Below are 23,251 nucleotides of genomic sequence, written 5' to 3' on the forward strand. Positions count from 1 at the left end.
CTGCCGCCAGTCGCCGGGCCCAGGAGGCCTCATATGAGTGAGAGTGCGTAACCGGACGTTTGCTCGGATTGGCCGGGCGGTCGGCAGTGCTCAGCCCGCGCGCAGCGCCATCGTCATCGCCTCGACCGCGAGCAGCGGAGCCACGTTCCGGTCCAGCGCGCGCCGGCAGTCGATGATCGCCTCGATGCGGCGCAGCGTCCGCTCCGGGCCGGACGCGGAGGCGACGCGCTCCAGCGCGTCCTGCATGTCCGCGTTGGCGATCTCGACGCGCGAGCGGAGCTGCATCGCCAGGACGTCGCGGTAGAAGCCCGTCAGGTCGACCAGGGCCAGGTCGAGGCTGTCGCGCTGGGTGCGGGTGCTGCGGCGCTTCTGGCGGTCCTGGAGCTCCTTCATCGCACCCGCCGTGCCACGCGGCAGACGGCTGCCCGTACCGGCCGCCGCGCCGAGCGCCGCCCTCAGCTCCTCGGTCTCCTTGGTGTCGACCTCCTCGGCGACCTGCTTGGCGTCCTCGGCGGCCGCGTCGATCAGCTCCTGGGCGGCCTTCAGGCAGCCGCCGACGTCGTCGACGCGCAGGGGCAGCTTGAGCACGGCCGCGCGGCGGGCACGGGCCCGCTCGTCGGTGGCCAGGCGGCGGGCCCGGCCGATGTGGCCCTGCGTGGCCCGGGCCACCCGCCCGGCCAGCTCGGGCTCGATGCCGTCCCGCCGGGCCAGGATCTCGGCCACGGCGGCCACCGGGGGCGTGCGCAGGGTGAGCAGGCGGCAGCGGGACCGGATGGTGGGCAGCACATCTTCCAAAGAGGGCGCGCACAGGAGCCACACCGTACGCGGCGCCGGCTCCTCGACCGCCTTCAGCAGGACGTTGCCCGCGCCTTCCGTGAGCCGGTCCGCGTCCTCCAGGACGATGACCTGCCAGCGGCCGCCGGCCGGGGAGAGCTGGGCGCGGCGGACCAGCTCGCGGGTCTCCTTGACGCCGATGGACAGCTGGTCGGTGCGGACGATCTCCACGTCCGCGTGCGTGCCGACGAGCGTGGTGTGGCAGCCGTCGCAGAAGCCGCAGCCGGGGGCCCCGCCGACGGCTCTGTCCGGGCTCACGCACTGCAGGGCGGCGGCGAACGCACGGGCGGCACTGGCCCGGCCGGAGCCGGGGGGGCCGGTGAACAGCCAGGCGTGGGTCATCGACCCGCCACCGGCGGCCACGGCGTCCACCGAGAGCGACTCGGCGGCGGTGACCAGGGCATCGGCATCCCGCGCGGCCGCGGAGAGCTGCTCCGTCACCCGGTCCTGGCCGACCACGTCGTCCCACACCGCCATGGCTGTCCTCCGCACTGGTTGTCCTGCGACGTCCATTGTGGGCCACGGCACCGACACCGGTCGCCGGTCGCCGGTCGCCGGTCGCCGGTCGCCGGTCGCACATTCCGTCCCGCCGCGACGGCGACCAAGCACAACCACGCGGCCCGGCGGCGCCGAAACCACCTCCGCCCCGGCCGGAGCACGCCGGGCAGGAGGCACAAGCCGCCCCTCCCGCGGCCGCCGCAGACGCCGGTCGAGAGGCCACGCCTCTCAAACCCGCCGCAACGGCGACCAACCACAACGACGCAGCCCGGCGGCGCCGAAGCCACTCCTGCCCCGGCAGGGCCCCGCAAAGGCCCCGCAGAGGACCCGCCTCAGCGGCGGCGACCGCCCCGCTCGTCGTCGTCGCGGCGACGCCGCGGTCCCAGGAGCTCGTCCGCGAGCGTCGGCTCGTCGTCGCCGGACGCCTCGCCCGCCCAGCCCGGGCGGCGGCGCCCCTTGGCGGCGGCGTCCTGCGCGCCCTCGGCCACCTGCGGCAGCTCCCGCGTCCGCTCGGCGTCCGCGTCGGCGTCCGCGCGCTCCTCCGGCCGGAACAGCCAGTTCGGCACCCGGTCCGCCGGGTCCTCGGTCCGCGGCTCCGGCCGTACCGGAGGCAGCACCTCCGTCACATCGACGTCGGCGTCGGCATCGTCGCGCCTGCCGCCACCCGCGACCGGAGGCTGCGGCAGCACAGCCGTCTCCTCCGACTCCCGCGACGGCGCGGGCGACGGCTGCTGCGGCTCCATGCCCCAGGTCACGCGCTGCGGCTCCACGGGCCGGACGGGCACGGGCGGCAGCACCTCGGTCTCGTCGGACGCACGGGAGGACGACGCACGGGAGGACGACCGCGAGGACGTACCGGAGGGCACGCCGGACGCACGCGAGGCCCGCGGGTCGATGCGCGGCCGCTCGACCGTGGGCGTCGTGTCGGCGGTCAGGTCGCTGAAGTCCGTATCGCGCGGGTCCGGCCGGTGGACGGACGGGGTCTGGACGGCGGGCGCCTGGACGGTCTGCGTCTCGTCCGAGCTCCCCGAGGCCGGAGCCGGGGCCGGAGCCTGGGCCGCAGCCTCCTTACGGAGCGAGGGCCGCTCGACGGTCGGAGCCTCGGAAGCCGAGTCGGGAGCCGAATCGGAAGCCGCAGCCGCCGCGGCCGAGGAGCCCGGCGCAGCCGAAGCCGCAGCCGACGCGGCAGCAGCCGCCTCCGCCGCCACCCGCGCCTGCTCCGCCCTCAGCAGCGCCTCCTCCGCCTTGCGCTGCTTCTCCAGGCGCCGTTCCTCGGCCTCGGCGCGCAGCCGCGCCTCTTCCTCGGCCTGCTTGCGGAGCCGCTCCTGCTCGGCGGCGCGGGTGCGCTCCTCCGCCTCGCGGCGCTTGCGCTCCTCCTCGGCCTGCCGGCGGGCCTCCTCGGCACGCTGCCGGGCTTCCTCGGCGAGGCGCGCCTCCTCGCGGATGCGGGCCTCTTCGGCCTCGCGCCGCTTGCGCTCCTCCTCCTCGGCACGCAGCTTGGCGAGCTGCTCCTGGCGCTCGCGCTCCAGCCGCGCCTCCTCCGCCTTGCGCGCGGCCTCTTCCTCGGCCTTGCGCCGCGCCTCTTCCTCGGCGGCCTTGCGGGCCTGCTCGCGGGCCTCGATCTCGGCCGCGGAGAGCGGCAGGGCCTGGTCGAGGCGGTGGCGTACGACGGTGGTGATGTCCTCGGGCGCCTGCCCGGCGTCGACGACGAGGTAGCGCGAAGGGTCGGCGGCGGCCAGCGTCAGGAAGCCGGTGCGCACCCGGTTGTGGAACTCCATGGGCTCCGACTCGAGCCGGTCGGGCGCCTCGGTGAAACGTTCTCGCGCGGTCTCCGGCGAGACGTCGAGCAGCACGGTCAGGTGGGGGACGAGGCCGCCCGTCGCCCACCGGTTGATGCGGGCGATCTCGGTCGGCGAGAGGTCCCGCCCGGCGCCCTGGTAGGCCACCGACGAGTCGATGTAGCGGTCGGTGATGACGATCGCGCCGCGCTTCAGGGCGGGCTGGACGACGGAGTCGACGTGCTCGGCGCGGTCGGCCGCGTAGAGCAGCGCCTCCGCGCGGTCCGACAGGCCGGCCGACGAGACGTCCAGGAGGATCGCGCGCAGCCGCTGCCCGATGGGCGTCGCACCGGGCTCGCGGGTGACCACGACCTCGTGGCCCTTGGAGCGGATCCACTCGGCGATCGCCCGCACCTGCGTGGACTTGCCGGCGCCGTCACCGCCTTCGAAGGCGATGAAGAAGCCCGTCGCGGTGGGGGCCTGCTCGGGGTCGCCGCCGCGCAGCACGTCCAGCAGATCGCGGCGGAACGGCACTCCGTGCCGGTCGTCGGTCTTGCCGAGGACGATGGCGCCGACGGGCAGCAGCAGCGCACCGACGAGCATCAGCGTGAAGGCCGCCCCGCCGTGTGCGAAGACGAAGCCGCCGCGCTCCAGCCGGTGCGGTCCGATGGCGGCGGCGAGCAGCGGCGCGGCGACGGCGCCGAGCGCCGCGGTGACGCGCACGACGGCGTGCAGATGATCGGTCGTACGGGGCCGGCGGTCCTCTTCCGTCTCCTGGTCGAGGAGGGCGTGGCCGGTGTTGGCGGCGATGCCCGCGCAGACGCCGGCGAGCAGCACGAGCAGCAGGACCGTCGTGGGGTCGGGCACGAGGCCCGCCGCGAGCAACGCCAGACCGGTGAGCGCGATGGACAGCGCGAGCAGGCGGCGCCGGGAGAAGCCGGGCAGCACCTTGACGGCGCTGCGGATGCCGATGACGGGACCGCCGCTGAGGGCGAGCACGAGCAGCCCGAAGGCCACCGGCCCGCCGCCGAGGTCGACGGCCTGGAGGGCGGCCACGCCGACGGCGGCGGCGATGGCACCCGCGACGGCCGCGCAGGCCAGGACGAGCACCGGGATGGCGCCCGTACGCCCGGTGTCCGGCGTCCGGCCGGCGTCCGGGCCCTGGGTGGTCTTGGGGCGGCGCAGGCCCTCCAGCGGGGAGCGCACGCGGGGCGCCTTCGCGCCGGGCAGCTCCAGGAAGTAGAGGATGGTGCCCGAGGTGCCGAACAGCGCGGCCGCGAGGAACGAGCCGAGGGCCGCCTGGTGGAGGTGGAACCAGTCGATGCCGGCCCCGAGCAGATTGCCGATCAGCGTGACGGCGAGGAGTGCGGCCGCCGCGAAGGGCAGCGACACGAAGCTCGTACGCAGCGAGAGGCGCCGCAGTGCGTCGTAGTGATCGGGCAGCGGGCGGACCGCCGCGCCCTCCACGGGGGGCGCGGGCAGCAGCGCGGGGGCGGCGCTGTCCTTGACGACCGTCCACACGCGCTCGGCGACACCGATCACGAAGGCCGAGATCAGCAGGAAGGCGAGCGCACGGCTCCCGGTCCAGTCGAGCCACAGGGGCGCGACGGCCAGCAGGCCGAACCGGACGCCGTCCGCACCGATCATGGTCCACCGGCGGTCGAGGGGACCGGCCGGGGCGATGAGCGAGGAGAGCGGGCCGAGGAGGACCGCGCCGAAGAGGAGGGTCGCCAGGAGCCGCGCCGCGAGGACCGCGGCGACGGCGAGGGCCGCGCCCCGGTAGCCACCCCCGAAGGAGCCCTCCGCGACGGCCGCCTGGAGCGACAGCAGCAGGAGCACCAGGAGGGCGAGGGAGTCTCCGACACCGCCGGCGAACTGGGCGTTCCACAGCCGCCGCAGCGGGGGGAAGCGCAGCAGGGACCGGACGGCACGCTCGCGGGAGTCCGCGGCTAGGGCGCCGGAGGTGGGGGTCACCACGGTTGGCTGCTCGGCTCGCGTCATCCTGCCAGCCTATCCGGCCTGTCCGGTCTTCCGCGTTTCTGCCCGAACATACGCCCGAACGAATGGATGGCCCCCCGACGCTGACGGCGCGGCCCGGGGAAGCCCCCGGGCCGCGCCGTCAGCCGGTCACTCGTCGGCGGTCACTCGTCAGCCGGTCACTCGTCGGCGGTCACTCGTCAGCCGGTCACTCGTCGGCGGCCTGGGCGGCCGCAGCCACCTTCTTCGCGGCGGTCGTCTTCTTGGCCGCCGTCTTGGTGGCCGTCTTGGCCGCCGTCGTCTTCTTCGCGGTCGTCGTCTTCTTCGCCGCGGTCTTCTTGGCCGCCGTCTTCTTGGCGGCGGTCTTCTTCGCCGGCGCCTTCTTCGCAACGGCCTTCTTGGCGGTCTTCTTCGCCGGACCCTTGGCGCGCTTCTCCGCCAGCAGCTCGTAGCCGCGCTCCGGCGTGATCGTCTCGACGTCGTCGTCACGGCGCAGGGTGGCGTTGGTCTCGCCATCCGTCACGTACGGGCCGAAGCGGCCGTCCTTGACCACGACCGGGCGCTCGCTGACGGGGTCGGTGCCCAGCTCCTTCAGCGGCGGCTTGGCCGCGGCACGCCCGCGCTGCTTGGGCTGGGCGTAGATCGCGAGGGCCTCGTCCAGCGTGATGGTGAAGAGCTGGTCCTCGGTCTCCAGGGAGCGCGAGTCGGTGCCCTTCTTCAGATACGGGCCGTAGCGGCCGTTCTGCGCGGTGATCTCGACGCCTTCGGCGTCGGTGCCCACCACGCGCGGCAGCGACATCAGCCGCAGCGCGTCGTCCAGGGTGACCGTGTCCAGGGCCATGGACTTGAAGAGCGAGGCGGTGCGCGGCTTGACCGCGTTCTTGCCGGTCTTCGGGGTGCCCTCGGGGAGGATCTCGGTGACGTAGGGGCCGTAGCGGCCGTCCTTGGCGACGATCTGGTGACCGGTGCCGGGGTCGGTGCCCAGCTCGAAGTCCCCGCTGGGCTTGGCGAGCAGCTCCTCGGCGTACTCGACGGTCAGCTCGTCGGGCGCGAGGTCGTCGGGGACGTCGGCCCGCTGGTGGCCCTCGGCGTCCTTCTCGCCGCGCTCGACGTACGGGCCGTAGCGGCCGACGCGGAGCACGATGTCGTTGCCGACGGGGAAGGAGGACACCTCGCGGGCGTCGATCGCACCGAGGTCGGTGACGAGCTCCTTGAGGCCGCCGAGGTGGTCGCCGTCGCCGTTGCCGGCCTCGGCGGCGCCGCCCGCGGCACCTTCGGTGCCCTCGCCGAAGTAGAACCGGCGCAGCCACGGCACGGCCTGGGCCTCGCCGCGGGCGATGCGGTCGAGGTCCTCCTCCATGGAGGCGGTGAAGTCGTAGTCGACGAGCCGGCCGAAGTGCTTCTCCAGCAGGTTGACGACGGCGAAGCTCAGGAAGGACGGGACGAGCGCCGTGCCCTTCTTGAAGACGTAGCCGCGGTCCAGGATCGTGCCGATGATCGACGCGTACGTCGACGGGCGGCCGATCTCCCGCTCCTCCAGCTCCTTGACCAGCGAGGCCTCGGTGTAGCGGGCGGGGGGCTTGGTGGCGTGGCCGTCGGCCGTGATCTCCGCGGCCGTCAGCGGGTCGCCCTCGGTGACCTGCGGGAGGCGGCGCTCGCGGTCGTCGAGCTCGGCGTTCGGGTCGTCCGCGCCCTCCACGTAGGCCTTCATGAAGCCGTGGAAGGTGATGGTCTTGCCGGAGGCGCTGAACTCGGCGTCCCGGCCGTCGCTGGCCCGGCCGCCGATCCTGACGGTGACCGAGTTGCCGGTCGCGTCCTTCATCTGGGAGGCGACGGTGCGCTTCCAGATCAGCTCGTAGAGGCGGAACTGGTCGCCGGTCAGGCCGGTCTCGGCGGGCGTGCGGAAACGATCACCCGAAGGCCGGATCGCCTCGTGCGCCTCCTGGGCGTTCTTGACCTTGCCGGCGTACGTGCGCGGCTTCTCCGGCAGGTAGTCGGCACCGTAGAGCTGGGTGACCTGCGCACGGGCCGCCTTCACCGCCGTGTCCGACAGCGTCGTGGAGTCCGTACGCATATAGGTGATGAAGCCGTTCTCGTACAGCTTCTGGGCCACCTGCATCGTGGCCTTCGCGCCGAAGCCCAGCTTGCGCGAGGCCTCCTGCTGCAGCGTCGTCGTGCGGAACGGGGCGTACGGCGAGCGGCGGTAGGGCTTGGACTCGACCGAGCGCACCGAGAACGAGGTGTCGGCGAGGGCTGCGGCCAGCGCACGGGCGTTGGCCTCGTCCAGGTGGAGCACCTGGGCGGCGTCCTTCAGCCGGCCGTTCGAGCCGAAGTCACGGCCCTGGGCGACGCGCCGGCCGTCGACCGAGGCCAGGCGGGCGATCAGCGTCGCGGGGTCGCTGTTGTCACCGGAGCGGCCGGTGCCGAAGGTGCCGGTGAGGTCCCAGTACTCGGCGGAGCGGAAGGCGATGCGCTCGCGCTCCCGCTCGACGACGAGGCGGGTGGCCACGGACTGCACACGGCCGGCCGACAGCCGCGGCATGACCTTCTTCCACAGGACCGGCGAGACCTCGTAGCCGTAGAGGCGGTCGAGGATGCGGCGGGTCTCCTGGGCGTCGACGAGCTTCTTGTTCAGCTCGCGCGGGCTGGCGACGGCGGCCTGGATCGCGTCCTTGGTGATCTCGTGGAAGACCATCCGGCGGACGGGGACCTTGGGCTTGAGGACTTCCTGCAGGTGCCAGGCGATGGCCTCGCCCTCGCGGTCCTCATCGGTGGCGAGGAAGAGCTCGTCGGACTCGGCCAGCAGCTCCTTGAGCTTCTTGACCTGGTCCTTCTTGTCGTGGTTCACGACGTAGATCGGCTGGAAGTCCTTCTCGACGTTGACGCCGAGACGGGCCCAGGGCTCGCCCTTGTACTTCGCCGGGACCTCGGCGGCCCCGTTCGGCAGGTCACGGATGTGCCCGACGCTCGCCTCGACGACGTATCCGGGGCCGAGGTAGCCCTTGATCGTCTTCGCCTTGGCAGGCGACTCGACGATGACGAGTCGGCGGCCGCCCTTTGCGGTCTCGCTGGTCGGGGACAACTTCGCTCTTCTTCCGGTCGGCACTCGGTGTGGGCGCTGCGGTGACGCTGCGGAGTGTGACGGTACATCCCGCCCCCGTGTCAAACGGAAAAAGCCCGCAACGCCACTCGAACGGTAACCCGATGTACGTTCTAACCAGCACGGTATCCAACATCACACTCTTAGGGTCGTAATGAAGGCTACGTCCACTCCGCCCCCGGCGCCGTGCTTCACAGGGCCCTGGCCAAGGGTGTGACGGCGGAAGGACGGACGGCGGGCCGCACGCCGCAAGGGCGCGGGCTTGGACCCGAAAGAGTCACGAAAGCCCCGGACGATCCTTGACATGGCCCTGCCCGAGGCGTCGGGCGCATATGCGTCCGGACGGCCCCCGGGCAACAGGTTGTCCTGAAAACGATGTCCGGAATTGTGGTTCGCAAACACCGGCGGGGCGTGCGATCCGTCACGCGCCCCGCGGTGCGGCGGCGGCCCGGGAGGCCGTCCGCGACCGCCGGGGCCGGGAGGCGGCTCCCGCCGAGGGCAGGAATTCCGCCGAGAGCGGCTATGTCCGCCGAGGGCGGCTATTCCGCCGGGGCCGCCGGGGGCGGCTATTCCGCCACAGGCGTCAGGAAGCCCTGCTCGACGAGCGTCCTGATCGACTCCGGCGTCCGGTCCCGCAGCAGCACCGCGTCCTCGCCGATCAGCTGGGCGATGGCGTCGAGGATCCGGCCGGCGCTGAGGGAGCCGTCGCACACGCCCGCGAAGCCCGCGCCGACGGTGTCCACCTTGGTGGCCCGCCGCATGCCGCGGTTCTGGCGGAGCACCACGTGCTCCGGGTCCTCCGCGCCCGGCAGGCCGACCTGCTCCTGCACGACCTCGTCGGCCAGGACGAAGCGGGCGGCGAGCAGCGCGGCGTCGTCGTGCGCCCGCAGGAAGTCCTGCCGGTCGAAGTGGGAGCGCACGGCCGGGCCGAGCGGCTGCTCGACCGGGTGCGGCCATTCCTCGGCGACGACGGACGGCCGGTCGGCACCCGACTTGCGCAGCGTGATCCAGCCAAATCCGATGCCCTTGGTCTTACGGGCCTCGAACTCGTCCAGCCAGGCGTCGTAGCGCGCCGCGTACTCCTCCGGGCCGGCGCGGTGGTCGCCCGCGTCGCGCAGCCACAGCTCGGCGTACTGGGCGATGTCCTGCACCTCGCGCTGGACGATCCAGGCGTCGCAGCCGCGCGGCACCCAGGAGGAGAGCCGCTCGCGCCAGTCCTCGCCCTCCACGTGCTGCCAGTTGGCGAGCAGCTGGCAGTAGCCGCCGTCGTTGAGCCGGTCGGCCGACTGCTGGACGAGCGTGCGGCACAGGTCGTCGCCGCCCATGCCGCCGTCGCGGTAGGTCAGGCGGGCACCGGGCGAGATGACGAACGGCGGGTTGGAGACGATCAGGTCGAAGGTGTCCTGGGCGACCGGCTCGAAGAGCGAGCCCTCACGCAGGTCGGCCTCGGCGGCGCCGGACAGCTCCAGGGTGAGCCGCGTGATGTGCAGGGCGCGCGGGTTGAGGTCCGTCGCGGTCACGCGCGTGGCGTGCTGGGTGGCGTGCAACGCCTGGATGCCGGACCCCGTGCCCAGGTCGAGGGCGCTCGCGACGGGCGTGCGGACGGTGAGCCCGGCGAGGGTGGTCGAAGCGCCGCCGACGCCGAGGACGAGCTGCGAGCGGTCGACTCCCGAGGGACCGGCCCCGCCCCCGGCGATGCCGCCCGCGCCGCCGACGGCACAGCCCAGGTCGGAGACGATCCACCAGTCCTGCCCGTCGGGGCCGCCGTACGGGCGCACGTCCACGGTGGCGCGCACGGAGTCCCCGTCGCCCCCGTCGCGGACGAGCCAGCCGCCGGCGAGGCAGTCGTCGACGGGCAGCGCGGCCGCGGCCCGCGCGTACGGGGCCGGGCGCTGCAGCAGGAACAGCCGGACGAGCGTCTCCAGCGGGCTGTCGCCGCGCGTGGCGCGCAGGGCGGGGACGGTCTCGCTGCGGGCGAGCGCGGCGTAGGCGGGGGCGCCCAGCAGGTCGAGGAGGCCGTCGGCGGTGAAGGCGGCGGCGAGCAGGGCGTCGCGCAGCCGGGAGGTGCGCGCGCGGTCGGGGGCGGGAAGGAGCGTACTCACGGGACCATTGTCGGGGGCGGCACCGGCAAACGACGAAAGCGGCGGGGTGCGGCGTCGCGTCCCGTCCGGACGCCACGCCGCACCCGGCCGGCTCTTCGTCTTAACTCTTCGTCTTAACTCTTCGCCGGCTTAGCTCTTCGCCGGCGACGGGGAGAGCGAGTTCTTCTGGCAGCCCGGCTGCTTGGCCATGGCCTTGCCGACGTCACCCGTCTGCAGCTTCTTGAGCGCCTCGGAGCTCTGGTTGGTGAGCTTGGCGACGTCCCCGCCGATGCTCTTGAGCCCCGCGGCGAACTTGTTCTTGTCACCGGTGTCGAGGGCGTCGCTGCGCTTCTTCAGGTTCGCGTACGCCGTGGAGAGGTCGTTGAGCGCCTTGACGGCGTTCTTCTGGCTGGTCTCGCCGTCCTTGACGGGCGGCGCACCCGCGTTCTGCACCGCGTTGGCGAGCGCCTTGTACGCGTCCACGCTGACCTGGAAGGCGGCGGAGTCGGTCTGCTGGACCTTCTTGGAGTCCTCCTCGGTCTGAACGCTCGCGATCGACTGGTTCGCGTCCAGAATCTTCTTCACCTGGGGCTGCATCTGGTCGCAGACCGTCTTGGCCCAGGTGTCCAGCTTCTTGTTGCCCTCGTCGTCGTTGCTGCAGCCGGTCAGCCCCAGCAGGAGCGCCGTACCGCCGGACAGTACGGCCGCAAGCTTCTTGTTCACCGGATCGGTCCCTTCGATGGCTCTCGGCCCGGAACTTACACGTCCGAGCGGGACCGCCCAGGAGGCCGCCTTCCCGTATGCCCCCTTTTGAAGCCATTTGCACCAAGCGCAGCGTGGCATTCACCGCACAGGAGAGGAGAGGGTGAACCGCACACGGGTGGACGGCGCGCCCTGCACGCCGCCCACCCGGGCCGAAGTTCCGGAGCGTCAGTTCCTCACGACGCCACCGCCGGTTCTTACGTCACCACCACCGTTCTTACGACGCCACCGCCGTACCTACGACGTCACCGCACCGTTCCTACGACACCACCGCCGGATCGGCGGGCTTCGCCGCACGCTCGGCGTTGCCGTCGTCGTCCACCGCGATCCCACGCCGCTTCGAGACGTACACCGCTGCGACGATGACGACGATCGCCAGCACCGCGACCCCGATCCGCAGGCCCTTGTTGGCGTCGACGCCGTAGGAGAACTTGACCACGGCAGGGGCGATCAGCAACGCCACCAGGTTCATCACCTTCAGCAGCGGGTTGATGGCCGGCCCGGCGGTGTCCTTGAACGGGTCGCCGACCGTGTCGCCGATGACCGTCGCCGCGTGCGCCTCACTGCCCTTGCCGCCGTGGTGCCCGTCCTCCACCAGCTTCTTGGCGTTGTCCCAGGCACCACCGGAGTTGGCGAGGAAGACGGCCATCAGGGTGCCGGTGCCGATGGCGCCCGCGAGGTACGAGCCGAGCGCGCCGACGCCGAGCGAGAAGCCGACCGCGATGGGCGCCATCACGGCCAGCAGCCCGGGCGTGGCGAGTTCGCGCAGCGCGTCCTTGGTGCAGATGTCCACCACGCGGCCGTACTCCGGCTTCTCGCTGTAGTCCATGATCCCGGGGTGCTCGCGGAACTGCCGCCGCACCTCGTAGACCACCGCGCCCGCCGACCGCGACACGGCGTTGATCGCCAGCCCCGAGAAGAGGAAGACGACGGCGGCGCCGAGCACGAGCCCGACGAGGTTGTTGGGCTGCGAGATGTCCAGACTCAGGCCCAGCTCCCCGGACTTCGCGTGCACCTCCTTCACGGCGGTGGCGATGGCGTCGCGGTACGAGCCGAAGAGCGCCGACGCCGCCAGGACGGCCGTGGCGATGGCGATGCCCTTGGTGATGGCCTTGGTGGTGTTGCCGACGGCGTCGAGGTCGGTGAGCACCTGCGCGCCGGCGCCCTCGACGTCGCCGGACATCTCGGCGATGCCCTGGGCGTTGTCGGAGACCGGGCCGAAGGTGTCCATGGCGACGATGACGCCCACGGTGGTCAGCAGGCCGGTGCCGGCGAGCGCGACGGCGAACAGGGCCAGCATGATGGAGGTGCCGCCGAGCAGGAACGCCCCGTAGACGCCCAGTGCGATCAGCACGGCCGAGTAGACGGCGGACTCCAGGCCGACGCCGATGCCGGCGAGGACGACCGTCGCCGGGCCGGTCAGGGACGACTTGCCGATGTCCCGCACGGGCCTCCGGCTGGTCTCCGTGAAGTACCCCGTGAGCTGCTGGATGAGCGCGGCGAGGACGATGCCGATGGCCACGGCCACGAGCGCGAGCACCCGCGGGTCGCCTGCATGGTCGCGGATGGCCTCGTCCCCGATGCCCTTCAGGTCGGCGTAGCTGGAGGGGAGGTACGCGAACACCGCGGCGGCCACCAGGGCGAGCGAGATGACGGCCGAGATGAAGAACCCGCGGTTGATCGCGGTCATGCCGCTGCGGTCGGCACGGCGCGGCGCGACCGCGAAGATGCCGATCATCGCCGTGAGTACACCGATCGCGGGGACGAGCAGGGGGAAGGCGAGCCCCGCGTCGCCGAAGGCGGCCTTGCCGAGGATCAGTGCGGCGACCAGCGTCACGGCGTACGACTCGAAGAGGTCTGCGGCCATGCCCGCGCAGTCGCCGACGTTGTCGCCCACGTTGTCCGCGATGGTGGCGGCGTTGCGCGGGTCGTCCTCGGGGATGCCCTGTTCGACCTTTCCGACGAGGTCGGCGCCGACGTCGGCCGCCTTGGTGAAGATGCCGCCGCCGACCCTCATGAACATCGCCAGCAGCGCCGCGCCGAAGCCGAATCCCTCCAGCACCTTGGGCGCGTCGGCCGCGTACACGAGCACCACGCACGAGGCGCCCAGCAGGCCGAGCCCCACGGTGAACATCCCTACGACGCCACCTGTCCGAAACGCGATCTTCATGGCCTTGTGGGAAACGGCCGTCAGATCCTTCTCGGGCTCGCCCGGTGCCGGTGTGGCCTCGCGCGCCGCCGCGGCGACCCGCACATTGCTGCGCACGGCGAGCCACATGCCGATATAGCCGGTGGCCGCCGAGAACAGTGCTCCGATCAGGAAGAAGCCCGAACGTCCGATGCGCTGCGACCAGTTGTCGGCCGGCAGGAGCATCAGGAGGAAGAACACCGCCACGGCGAATACGCCGAGGGTGCGCAACTGCCGTGCGAGATAGGCGTTGGCGCCTTCCTGCACCGCCGCCGCGATCTTTCTCATGCTGTCGGTTCCCTCGCCCGCCGCGAGGACCTGCCGCACCAGGACGACGGCGACCACGAGCGCCGCGAGTGCGACGGCCGCGATCACGATCACCATGGTGCGGTTGCCCTGGGTGAGTTCGGCCGCGAGATTCCGGGTGAAGTCGAGCTGTCGAAAGTCCACCTGTCGAGGGGTGAAGGGCCCCGCCATTCGTCCTCCCTGACGTTTGGCACATGGGCGCGCAGCTGATCGGCGATCACGAAAGAGATCACGGAACAGCGGCCACGCTCAGGCGTCCTGAGCTCAAGATGGACGGATTGTAGGGAGCATGGCGAGATCAAAACAGAGCGCGGCAAATGGAATTGGCCTGTGCAAGTGAAGATCGAGTGAATGATCCGCCGGATAAACGATCGCGGGCGGAGATCCGGAATGGGAGACCGGCGACGATCAACGGCGATCAACGAGGATCAATGGGGATCAACGGTCATCGGGGAGAAGCGCGCCACGAGATCGAATCCCGGACGATCAATGGGGACGGGAAGGATCGATCCATTGGATTCGCAGCGACCGGCGGCCATGAGGCGTCGTCGGGCGCGTGGTGGCGGCATATCGGCCGCAGAACAACTGCAGAACGGCCACGGAACTCCGCAGAGAGAGCGCAGCAAGGTCGCAGCAAGGATGGCGGAATGAGCACTGCCCCGGCCCGCAGGGAGCCCGTGAATCCTGCGACGGCCCGTCCAGCAGGCGTCACCGGAACGGCCGCAAGGGGCAGCCGGGACTTACGGCCGTTAGAGGAGGGACGGCTACGGCAATGTGCCCGGACGGGCTACGGCGCCACGGCCGCGGGAGCGATCGGCCAGCTCATACGGATCAGGCCGCCGCGCTCGTCGGCCGTCACCTCGACGTCGTCGACGAGGCCGCTGATGACCGCGAGGCCCATGTCGTCCTCGCTGTCGGCACCGCTCTCCTCGGGGCCGCCGGCGGCGCGCTCCGAGCCGTTCGCGGCAGCGAGCGCCTCCGGTGTGGGGCCGGGGGCGTCGTCCCCGACCTCGATGGAGAACTTCTTCTCGTCCTCGATCAGCGTCACCCGGACGGGGGTGGTCACCTCATTGCTGATGTGCAGCCCCACCGCGCGCGAGCAGGCTTCGCCCACGGCGAGCCGGACCTCGTCCAGCACGGCCTCGTCCACACCGGCACGGCGCGCCACCGCGGCCGCCACCAGCCGGGCGGTCCGGACATGCTCGGGAAGGGCACTGAAGAGCAGTTCGACGGTGGCCATGCCATCCCCCTCGGTCGTACGTGCCCTCTCCCCCTCATCCGGAAAAGGGCGGACTCACGAGGGGGCCGGGCCCACGAGCCCGGGTTCCCCCCGCGTGACAGTCTTCCCCGGCGGCCTCAGTCGGTCGCCTGCACCGCGTCCTCGACCGAGGTGTGGATGGGGAACACCTTGGTGAGGCCGGTGATACGGAAAATCTTGAGAATGCGCTCCTGATTGCAGACCAGGCGCAGCGAGCCCTCATGGGCACGCACCCGCTTCAGCCCGCCGACCAGGACGCCGAGCCCGGTGGAGTCGAGGAAGTCGACGCCCTCCATGTCCACGACGAGGTGATAGCTGCCGTCGTTGACAAGCTCGACCAGCTGCTCACGCAGCTTGGGCGCGGTGTACACATCAATCTCGCCACCGACCCGGACAACCGTACGGTCGCCTACGGTCTCGGTCGACAGGGACAGGTCCACGGATCCTCCAGCACCTTGCATCGAGCGGTCGCCCCCCATGGATCGGCAGCCGCGATGGCATTCAATCACTTACCGGCAGGCGCGCACGACGCCTTGACGCCATTGTCCGTCACGCCAGTGACACACTCGGTGCCGATGGCCAACGATCAACTCCCGCCGGAGGCGGGCGTACATCCCGCTCCCCGGACAGTCCTCGACCGACTGACCACCGGGGCCGACAGGGCTGCACGCATCACTCATACGGAGCACTTGCCCCCGCGTCCCGGACGTCATGCCCCCTGGCCTGAGGAGATCCGGCCGGAAGTGGTGGAAGCCATCCGGACGGCGGGCATCGAGCGGCCGTGGGCCCACCAGGCGCTCACCGCCGAGCACGCGTTGCGCGGCGAATCGGTGGTCGTGGCCACCGGAACCGCCTCCGGGAAGTCTCTCGCGTACCTGGCACCCGTCCTCAGCGCCCTACTGGACGGCTCCGAGGCCCCGAACGGCCGCGGGGCGACCGCGCTGTACCTCGCCCCCACCAAGGCCCTCGCCGCCGATCAGCGGCGCGCCGTGAAGGCCCTCGCCGGGCCCCTGGGCAAGGGCATCCGGCCCGCGGTCTACGACGGGGACACCCCCGTCGAGGAGCGGGAGTGGGTGCGCCAGTACGCCAATTACGCGCTCACCAACCCCGACATGCTCCACCGCTCCATCCTCCCGGCCCACCCCAAGTGGTCCTCCTTCCTGCGCGCCCTGCGCTACGTCGTCATCGACGAGTGCCACACCTACCGGGGCGTCTTCGGCTCGCACGTCGCCCAGGTGCTGCGCCGTCTCCGGCGTGTCTGCGCCCGCTACGGGGCCGATCCGGTCTTCCTCCTCGCCTCGGCCACCTCCTCCGACCCGGGCACTGCCGCCAACCGGCTGACGGGCGTGCCGGTGGCGGAGATCACCGAGGACGCCTCCCCGCGCGGCGAGCTGGTCTTCGCGCTCTGGGAACCGCCCCTCACCGAGCTCCACGGCGAGCGAGGAGCCCCCGTCCGCCGCACCGCCACCGCCGAGAGCGCCGACCTCCTCACCGACCTCGTCATCCAAGGCGTCCGTACGGTCGCCTTCGTGCGGTCACGGCGCGGCGCCGAGCTCGTGGCCCTGATCGCCCAGGAGCGCCTCGCCGCCGTGGACCGCTCCCTGCCCGCGCGTGTCGCCGCCTACCGCGGCGGCTATCTCCCCGAGGAACGCCGCGCCATCGAGCGCGCCCTGCACAGCGGCGAACTGCTGGGCCTGTCCGCCACGACCGCCCTGGAGCTCGGCGTCGATGTCGCGGGCCTCGACGCCGTCCTCCTGACCGGCTATCCGGGCACGCGGGCCTCCCTGTGGCAGCAGGCCGGCCGCGCGGGCCGTACGGGCCGGGGAGCCCTCGCCGTGCTGGTCGCCCGCGACGACCCCCTGGACACCTATCTCGTCCACCACCCCGAGGCGCTCTTCCGGCAGCCCGTCGAATCCACCGTCCTCGATCCCGACAACCCCTACGTCCTCGCCCCCCATCTGTGCGCCGCGGCCGCCGAGCTGCCGCTCACCGAGGCCGACCTGTCCCTGTTCGGGCCCGAGACACCGGGCCTGCTCACCCAGCTCGAGGCGCGCAAGCTGCTCCGCCGCCGCGGCGCCGCCTGGCACTGGACCCGGCGCGAGCGCGCCGCCGACCTCACCGACATCCGGGGCGGCGGCGGCCGGCCCGTCCAGGTCGTGGAGGAGGGCACCGGGCGGCTGCTGGGGACCGTGGACGCGGGCGCCGCCCACGCCTCCGTCCACGAGGGCGCGGTCCATCTCCACCAAGGCCGCACCTACCTCGTCCGCCGGCTCGACCTGGAGGACTCCGTCGCCCTCGTCGAGCAGGCCGACCCGCCGTACTCGACGACGGCCCGCGACACGACGGCCGTCTCCATCCTGGAGACCAGCGCCGAGATCCCCTGGGGGGAGGCACGGCTGTGCTTCGGCTCGGTCGAGGTCACCAACCAGGTCGTCTCCTTCCTCCGCCGCCGGCTCATCACCGGCGAGGTCCTCGGCGAGTCCAAGCTGGACCTGCCGCCGCGTACGCTGCGCACCCGCGCCGTGTGGTGGACCGTCACCGAGGACCAGCTCGACGAGGCCCGCATCGACCCCGAGGCCCTCGGAGGCGCCCTACACGCTGCCGAACACGCCTCCATCGGCATGCTCCCTCTCTTCGCCACCTGCGACCGCTGGGACATCGGCGGCGTCTCCGTCCCCCTGCACCCCGACACGCTCCTGCCGACCGTCTTCGTCTACGACGGCCACCCCGGCGGCGCGGGCTTCGCCGAGAGGGCCTTCCACACCGCCGCCGGCTGGCTCACCGCCACTCGCGAGGCGATCGCCGCCTGCGAGTGCGACACCGGCTGCCCCTCCTGCGTCCAGTCCCCCAAGTGCGGCAACGGCAACGACCCTCTCGACAAACGGGCCGCCATACGCCTGCTGGCCCGGCTCCTCAGGGACGCCCCCAAGGGAGAGCGAAAGGAAGGGTGAGCTGCGGAGAACGAAACAGCCTCGATCCCCGCGGCCTCCGCGGGCCCCGCCCGCGACCGCACCCGGACGGCGTAGGGCCCCACCCTCGCCTCGGCCGCGACCTCCGCGATCTCGCCGCTCACGGCACAGCGCACCACTCTCGCCCCCTGAGCGGCAGCCACCCGCCGGGCGAGACCGCACGCGGTCTCCTGCCCGTCGAGGGCGTGGTCGGCCGCCGCCAGCGCCGACAGATCCGCCGCACCACCGGCGCGGTGACGGGCCACCACCGCCTGCCCCATGGCAAGCAGGACCGCGAACACCGCGCAGAGCGCGGCAGCCGCGACCGCCACCCACACCGTCGCCATCCCCCGGTCATCGCACCGTCTCCTCCGCAAGGGCCACCGCCTCTCCGCCCAGCCGGAGAGCCAGCGGCCCCGCCGCGCGGGCCTCGACCCGCACCCGTACGAGATCGCCTTCGCGCATGACGGCGATGCGGGACCCCGGAGGGGCGGCGGATCGCGCCGACGCGACCGCCACCCCCACCGGATCGGACCGGGCCGCCGCCCGGGCCCCCGCCCGGGCGGCGTCCACGCACTGGATCTGTGCGGCGGCCGCCATCAGCCCCCAGATCAGGGCCGTGCCGAACAGGATCAGGGCCGGGAGCACCATCGCGGCCTCGGCGGTCACATAGCCGCCGTCAGAGTCCCGTCTGCGCAGGACTCCGGACGCGCCATCAGCTTCTGGGGCCGACGTGCCGTCAGAACGGCGCATTGAGTGCCCTCCCGATGAGCCCCTGAAGGGCCGCGCTGACCGCCCCGCTCGTCACCACCTTGTAGAGCACCGCGGCGAGCGCGCAGGCGGCGACGGTTCCGACGGCGTACTCCGCGGTCGACATGCCCGCATCGGCGTCTGCAAGGGCCCACGGCCGGCCGTTCGGCCATGCCGCCGGCCACAGCCGCGGCCGGGCCGGCGCCCGCCGCCACCTCCTCCGCGCGCCCTGCCCCGACCGGCTTGGCACCCGGGCCGACGAGCGCAACAGCGGCGCCTCTCGCCGGACCCGGCGCCCCGGCATCCCCCGCAGGACCATCGTCTTCTCCCCCGTCCGCACGGCCACGACCTTCACTCCGCTCACCGTCACTCCACTCACCGTCAATGTCCTTTCGTCAGACCGCTCGCCAGCCCGATGACCACGGGCACCACGCCGACCGTCAGGAACGCGGGCAGAAAGCACAGCCCCAGAGGGGCCGTCGCCAGGACGCCCGCGCGCCGGGCCCGTATGCCGGCCGCCCTGCCGCGCTCGGCCCGCAAGCGGCCGGCGAGCCGGGACATGGGCTCCACGGCAGGCACTCCCGTCGCCTGCGCCCGCTCCAGGCAGCGGGCGAGCCCCCGGGCGCCGGGAAGGCCGCCCAGCCGGCTCCATGCCGTGGCCGGGTCGCCGCCGAGCCGGACCTCGGCCGCGGCGCGGGCGAGCCGTTCACCCACCGGGCCACCCAGCGACACACCGACCGCTTCGGCGGCCTCCCTCGGCCCGGCCCCGGCGGCCAGACAGGCCGCCATGAGGTCCGCAGCCAGCGGTAGTTGCCGCTTCACCTCTTCCGACGGCGGGCCGTCCTGCTCGCCGTCCCGCTTCCGGCGCCGCAGCCACCGCCACATGCCGTACGCGGCGGCGAGTCCCGCCGCGCAGCCGGCGGCTCCTCCGAGGAGGATGACCCCTGCGGCTCCGGACCCGGCCACGCACAGCCAGTCCCGGATCCCCGGCAGCCGGCCGGACAGGGAACGCAGCCGCCGCGCCTTCGCCGCCGCCCCTGCCGGCTCCCCGCCGAATACCGAGGCGATCCGGCGGCGTACCGTCCGCCTCCTGCGCACACGGACCGCCGCCATCACCGCAGCGAAGGAAGCGATTCCCGGAAGAATCATCATCCACAGGCTGTGGATAACGTTTTCGCTCACGGAACTTTCCCTTCCGCCGTGCCGGGCCCGCCGGGATCGCCGGCTCCGCCCCGCTCCCCCGCCGCCGCTCGTACGATCCGCCCGGTCCAGGCGATTCCGGCTGCCTCCAGAAGCCCACCGAGGAGCAGACAGCCCAGCCCGGCCGGGGTGTGCAGCAGGACCCGCAGCGGCGCCGCCCCCAGCGCACTGCCCATCAGCAAGGCGAGCACGGGCAGCAGGGCGAGCATCACCGCGGTGGACCGGGCCCCCGCCAATTGGGCCCGCAGTTCCTCCCTTTGATCCCGCTCGGCGCTCAGGGCGGCCGAGACCCGTTCGAGCCCGGCAGCGAGCCCCGCACCACCGTCGACGGCAACGCGCCAGCAGGCGGCAACTCCGTGCAGCCCCTCGGCCCCGGGGCGGGCCGCCACGGCCCTCAGGGCCTCCGGAACGTCCCCGCCGAATCTCGCCGCCGCCGAGACCGCCGTCCATTGCGGCCCCAAGTGCCCGGCGGACACACCGGCCAGCGCCTGGCCGGGCTGCCGCCCTGCACGCAGTTCGCCCGCGACGGCCCCGCACAGCTCGATCACGGCCGCCTCCCGCCGCTCCCTCTCGCGCCGCTCCCCGCGGGCGGCCAGCCACCTCCTGACGAGCGGCACTGCCACCAGCGCCGCCAGCAGCGGCATCACCGACCCGCCCAGCAGGGCCACCGCACCACCGAGCGGGAGACACACCAACTCCCTCCGGGCCCGCGCCCGGCGCCGCAGCCGGGCACCCCACTCGCCGACTCTGGCGGACGGCCATCGCGCCGGTGGCACGAGCGACCCGCCGCCTGCGAGCATCACCCGGGCGCGGCGCAGTTCGCTCCCGGGACCGGCCGGAGGCCAGGCCATGAACAGCGCACCCAGGGCGGCGACGCCCGCGAGCGTGGCCGGCGGCATCACCCCCGCGGCCGTCACGGGGTGACTCCGCCCCGCTCGCACAGCTCCGCCAGCCGGGCCCAGCCACGGGCCTCTTGAAAACCCGTGGCTCCCCACACGACAGCGGGCACGGTGGTGACGAACCCGGCGCGATCCCGCTCGAGCACATGCACCTCGGCCACGCGCCGGCGGCCGCTCCGCTCCCGCACCAGATGGATCACGACCGACAGCCCGGCCGCCAATTGGCTGTGCAGGGCGGCGCGGTCGAGCCCCGCTGTTGAGCCGAGCGCCTCCAGCCGGGCGGGCACGTCCGCCGCGGCGTTCGCGTGCACCGTTCCGCAGCCGCCCTCGTGGCCCGTATTGAGCGCGGCCAGCAGGTCCGTGACCTCCGGTCCGCGGACCTCACCCACCACCAGCCGGTCCGGCCTCATCCGCAGGGCCTGCCTCACCAGATCCCGCAGGGTGACCAGGCCCATGCCCTCCTGGTTCGCCGGGCGGGTCTCCAACCGGACGACGTGCGGGTGGTCGGGGCGCAGCTCGGCGGAGTCCTCGGCGAGGACGATCCGCTCGTCTGCCGCCACCAGCCCCAACAGGGTGGTCAGCAACGTCGTCTTACCGCAGCCCGTTCCGCCGCTCACGATGAAAGAGAGCCTCGCTTCCAGCACCGCCCGCAGCAGCCTGTCCCCGCCCGGCGGCACCGTCCCAGCAGCCGTCAGGTCGTCCAGGGTGAAGGCGCGGGGCCTGACGACGCGCAGGGACAGGCAGGTCGAGCCGACGGCGATCGGCGGCAGCACCGCATGCAGCCGGGTCCCGTCGGGGAGCCGTGCGTCGACCCAGGGGCGGGCGTCGTCCAGCCGACGGCCGGCGATCGCGGCGAGCCGCTGGGCGAGCCTGCGCACCGCGGCCGCGTCCGGGAAGGCCACGTCCGTGCGCTCCAGGCCGGCGCCGCGGTCGACCCAGACCTGGTCGGGCGCCGTGACGAGGACGTCGGTGACATCGGGCTCGGCGAGCAGCCGCTCGAGCGGGCCGGTGCCGATCAGTTCGGAGCGCAGCCGCGCCGCGACCCCGAGGATCTCGGCATCGCCCAGCAGCCGCCCTTCCTGGCGCAGGGCCTCGGCGACCTTGGCGGGTGTGGGCTCGGCGCCGCTTTCGGCCAGCCTCAGCCGTACGGCCTCCAGCAGTCCGGCGCTCATGCCGCCGCCCCCTGGCCGGCCTCGAAGCAGGCCCAGAAGTCGGTGCAGAACCGGGCCAGCGGGCCCCGCTCGCCGCCCGGCGGTCTGCCTGCCGCGAGCGCGGCCTGCAGGCCTGTCTCCGGAGGGAGGTCGCCTGCAAGGGGCAGACCGAGGAGGCGGGCGATCTCCTCTCCGTCGAGCCCGGAGGTGCGTGGGCCACGGACGACCACCCGCAGGTCGCCGAGGACGGCGCCGACGGTGGCGGCGACGCGGTGCGCCGCGGCCACGGCCCGCAGCTCGGCAGGCACCACCAACAAGCCCGCATCGAGCTGCCCGAGGGCTTCGAGGGCCGCTTCGTCCAGCCTGCGCGGCAGATCGACGACGACCGCGCCGCCCCGGCGGCGCGCGGCGGCCAGCACGGCCTTCACCGCATCGGGCGGCACGGCCGCGCACGGGCTCCGGTCCCAGCTGAGCAGGCGCAGCGAGTGGAGCTCGGGCAGGGCCTCCTCCAGCGCGCGGCACGCCACCCGGCCCCGTGAGTCGGCGAAGGCCGGCCAGCGCAGCCCTTCGGCTCTCTCGCCTCCGAGCAGGACGTCGAGGCCGCCGCCCAGGGGGTCGCCGTCGATGAGCATGGTGCGCCGCCCGGCGCCGGATGCGCTGACGGCGAGCGCGCACGCGAGCGTGCTCGCCCCCGCTCCTCCTCGCCCGCCGATCACTCCGACAGTGAGGGCGGGCCGCCCGACCCCTTCGACGGCATCGGCGATCCGCTCCACGAGCCGGCCCTCGCAGCCGGGCAGCAGAGCCACATCCCGGGCGCCGATCTCCATGGCCAGCCGCCACACCCCGGCGTCACCGCGATCCCGGCCGACGAGCAGCACCGCTTCCCCGTGGGCCGCGAGGCGGGATCCGCGCAGCCGGCGGGCGCAGTCCTCGCCGACCAGGATCAGCGGCGGATCCTGCCCTCCTCCCCGGCGGGCGGGTGCTCCGTGCGCCACTTCGGGCACCGCTCCGGCCGCCGCACACAGGCGCAACAGGTCGTCGAGCAGCTCCTCGTCCTCGGCGATGATCAGTGGTCCGCGCTGCCTTCCGCCTGCGGCGGGCGGCCAATCGGATGCGCTGGATCCGGCCACGGTGTCCTCCCCGTCTCACTACGCGCTCTCGCCTCCGCGGACATCGCGGAAGAGCGCGGGGAATCACCGTGCAGGGAACTGGAAAATAATGTGGATCTTGGTCAAAAACTGTGGACAACTCAACCGCTGTGAATATCCCGGTCACCTATACCGGTGACTTCCGGAGAGCAGCCCACCGATTACGCTGCGTAGCGTGTATGAAGGGAGGGAGGCAGTCGCCGAGCGGGCGGCGCGGGAGGGAGGAATGCCGGGTGAGGACCCGCAAAATGCATCCGGACATGCGACGACCCCCGCCGGGGGGGAGAGCGGGGGTCGTCCCCACGGCCGACTCGGGGGGGGAGGAGTCGGACCGGGTTAGACACGGTCGCGAACGATCCGTGACTTCCATGGT

At 73.0% G+C, this 23,251-nt stretch carries 15 protein-coding genes and 1 pseudogene; 1 reads left to right on the plus strand and 15 read right to left on the minus strand.

All coding sequences use genetic code 11. From position 1 onward, the window contains the following. Positions 1–90 precede the first annotated feature (90 nt). From IE241_RS31580 to bldG, 8 genes are all read right to left on the minus strand, one after another. Positions 91–1,311, minus strand: a complete 1,221-nt coding sequence (locus tag IE241_RS31580) for a DNA polymerase III subunit delta' (RefSeq protein WP_190025296.1) — start codon at positions 1,309–1,311, stop codon at positions 91–93. A gap of 353 nt (positions 1,312–1,664) precedes the next feature. Beyond that, on the minus strand, positions 1,665–5,111 hold the full coding sequence (tmk, locus tag IE241_RS31585) for a dTMP kinase (protein WP_190025297.1): 3,447 nt from the start codon (positions 5,109–5,111) through the stop codon (positions 1,665–1,667). A 184-nt stretch (positions 5,112–5,295) separates the two neighbouring features. Continuing rightward, the gene (gene topA, locus IE241_RS31590) at positions 5,296–8,169 is read right to left on the minus strand and encodes a type I DNA topoisomerase (protein ID WP_190025298.1); all 2,874 of its coding nucleotides are present in this window, start codon (positions 8,167–8,169) and stop codon (positions 5,296–5,298) included. Between the two features lie 584 nt (positions 8,170–8,753). Beyond that, positions 8,754–10,289, minus strand: a complete 1,536-nt coding sequence (locus tag IE241_RS31595; protein ID WP_190025299.1) for a DUF7059 domain-containing protein — start codon at positions 10,287–10,289, stop codon at positions 8,754–8,756. A 129-nt stretch (positions 10,290–10,418) separates the two neighbouring features. After that, positions 10,419–10,991, minus strand: a complete 573-nt coding sequence (locus IE241_RS31600) for a small secreted protein (protein ID WP_190025300.1) — start codon at positions 10,989–10,991, stop codon at positions 10,419–10,421. A gap of 298 nt (positions 10,992–11,289) precedes the next feature. Beyond that, positions 11,290–13,695 carry a sodium-translocating pyrophosphatase gene (locus IE241_RS31605; protein ID WP_190025301.1) on the minus strand — a complete coding sequence of 802 codons (2,406 nt, stop codon included), beginning with the start codon at positions 13,693–13,695 and terminating at the stop codon, positions 11,290–11,292. 616 nt (positions 13,696–14,311) lie between these two features. Continuing rightward, positions 14,312–14,764, minus strand: coding sequence for an ATP-binding protein (locus IE241_RS31610; RefSeq protein ID WP_190025302.1), 453 nt, complete (start codon positions 14,762–14,764; stop codon positions 14,312–14,314). A 116-nt stretch (positions 14,765–14,880) separates the two neighbouring features. Beyond that, on the minus strand, positions 14,881–15,222 hold the full coding sequence (gene bldG, locus IE241_RS31615; protein ID WP_030367299.1) for an anti-sigma factor antagonist BldG: 342 nt from the start codon (positions 15,220–15,222) through the stop codon (positions 14,881–14,883). A gap of 54 nt (positions 15,223–15,276) precedes the next feature. On the opposite strand from bldG, the gene sftH reads away from it, so the two are divergent. Next, positions 15,277–17,733, plus strand: a complete 2,457-nt coding sequence (gene sftH / locus IE241_RS31620; RefSeq protein WP_190025303.1) for a DEAD/DEAH box helicase — start codon at positions 15,277–15,279, stop codon at positions 17,731–17,733. Positions 17,734–17,762: 29 nt separating this feature from the next. Here the strand turns inward: sftH and IE241_RS31625 are convergent. The 7 genes and pseudogenes from IE241_RS31625 to ssd all read right to left on the minus strand — a co-directional run. After that, positions 17,763–18,077: pseudogene (locus IE241_RS31625) on the minus strand (Rv3654c family TadE-like protein); the annotation flags it as partial. A gap of 7 nt (positions 18,078–18,084) precedes the next feature. Further along, positions 18,085–18,483, minus strand: coding sequence for a TadE family type IV pilus minor pilin (locus IE241_RS31630; protein WP_190025304.1), 399 nt, complete (start codon positions 18,481–18,483; stop codon positions 18,085–18,087). Beyond that, on the minus strand, positions 18,470–18,607 hold the full coding sequence (locus IE241_RS34515; RefSeq protein ID WP_107043061.1) for a DUF4244 domain-containing protein: 138 nt from the start codon (positions 18,605–18,607) through the stop codon (positions 18,470–18,472). Before IE241_RS34515 ends, IE241_RS31630 begins: the two co-directional genes overlap by 14 nt. Before the next feature lie 254 nt (positions 18,608–18,861). Then, positions 18,862–19,662, minus strand: a complete 801-nt coding sequence (locus IE241_RS31640) for a type II secretion system F family protein (protein WP_229900128.1) — start codon at positions 19,660–19,662, stop codon at positions 18,862–18,864. Next, positions 19,659–20,579: a type II secretion system F family protein gene (locus IE241_RS31645; RefSeq protein ID WP_190025332.1), complete on the minus strand. Its 921-nt coding sequence runs from the start codon at positions 20,577–20,579 to the stop codon at positions 19,659–19,661. Before IE241_RS31645 ends, IE241_RS31640 begins: the two co-directional genes overlap by 4 nt. A 14-nt stretch (positions 20,580–20,593) precedes the next feature. Next, positions 20,594–21,751: a TadA family conjugal transfer-associated ATPase gene (locus IE241_RS31650; protein WP_190025305.1), complete on the minus strand. Its 1,158-nt coding sequence runs from the start codon at positions 21,749–21,751 to the stop codon at positions 20,594–20,596. Continuing rightward, positions 21,748–22,860 carry a septum site-determining protein Ssd gene (gene ssd / locus IE241_RS31655; RefSeq protein WP_190025306.1) on the minus strand — a complete coding sequence of 371 codons (1,113 nt, stop codon included), beginning with the start codon at positions 22,858–22,860 and terminating at the stop codon, positions 21,748–21,750. The genes IE241_RS31650 and ssd overlap by 4 nt, the downstream gene beginning before the upstream one ends. Positions 22,861–23,251 lie beyond the last annotated feature (391 nt).

Origin of the sequence: Streptomyces hiroshimensis (assembly GCF_014650335.1) — a bacterium.
In the GTDB taxonomy this organism is placed as follows: Bacteria; Actinomycetota; Actinomycetes; order Streptomycetales; family Streptomycetaceae; genus Streptomyces; species Streptomyces hiroshimensis.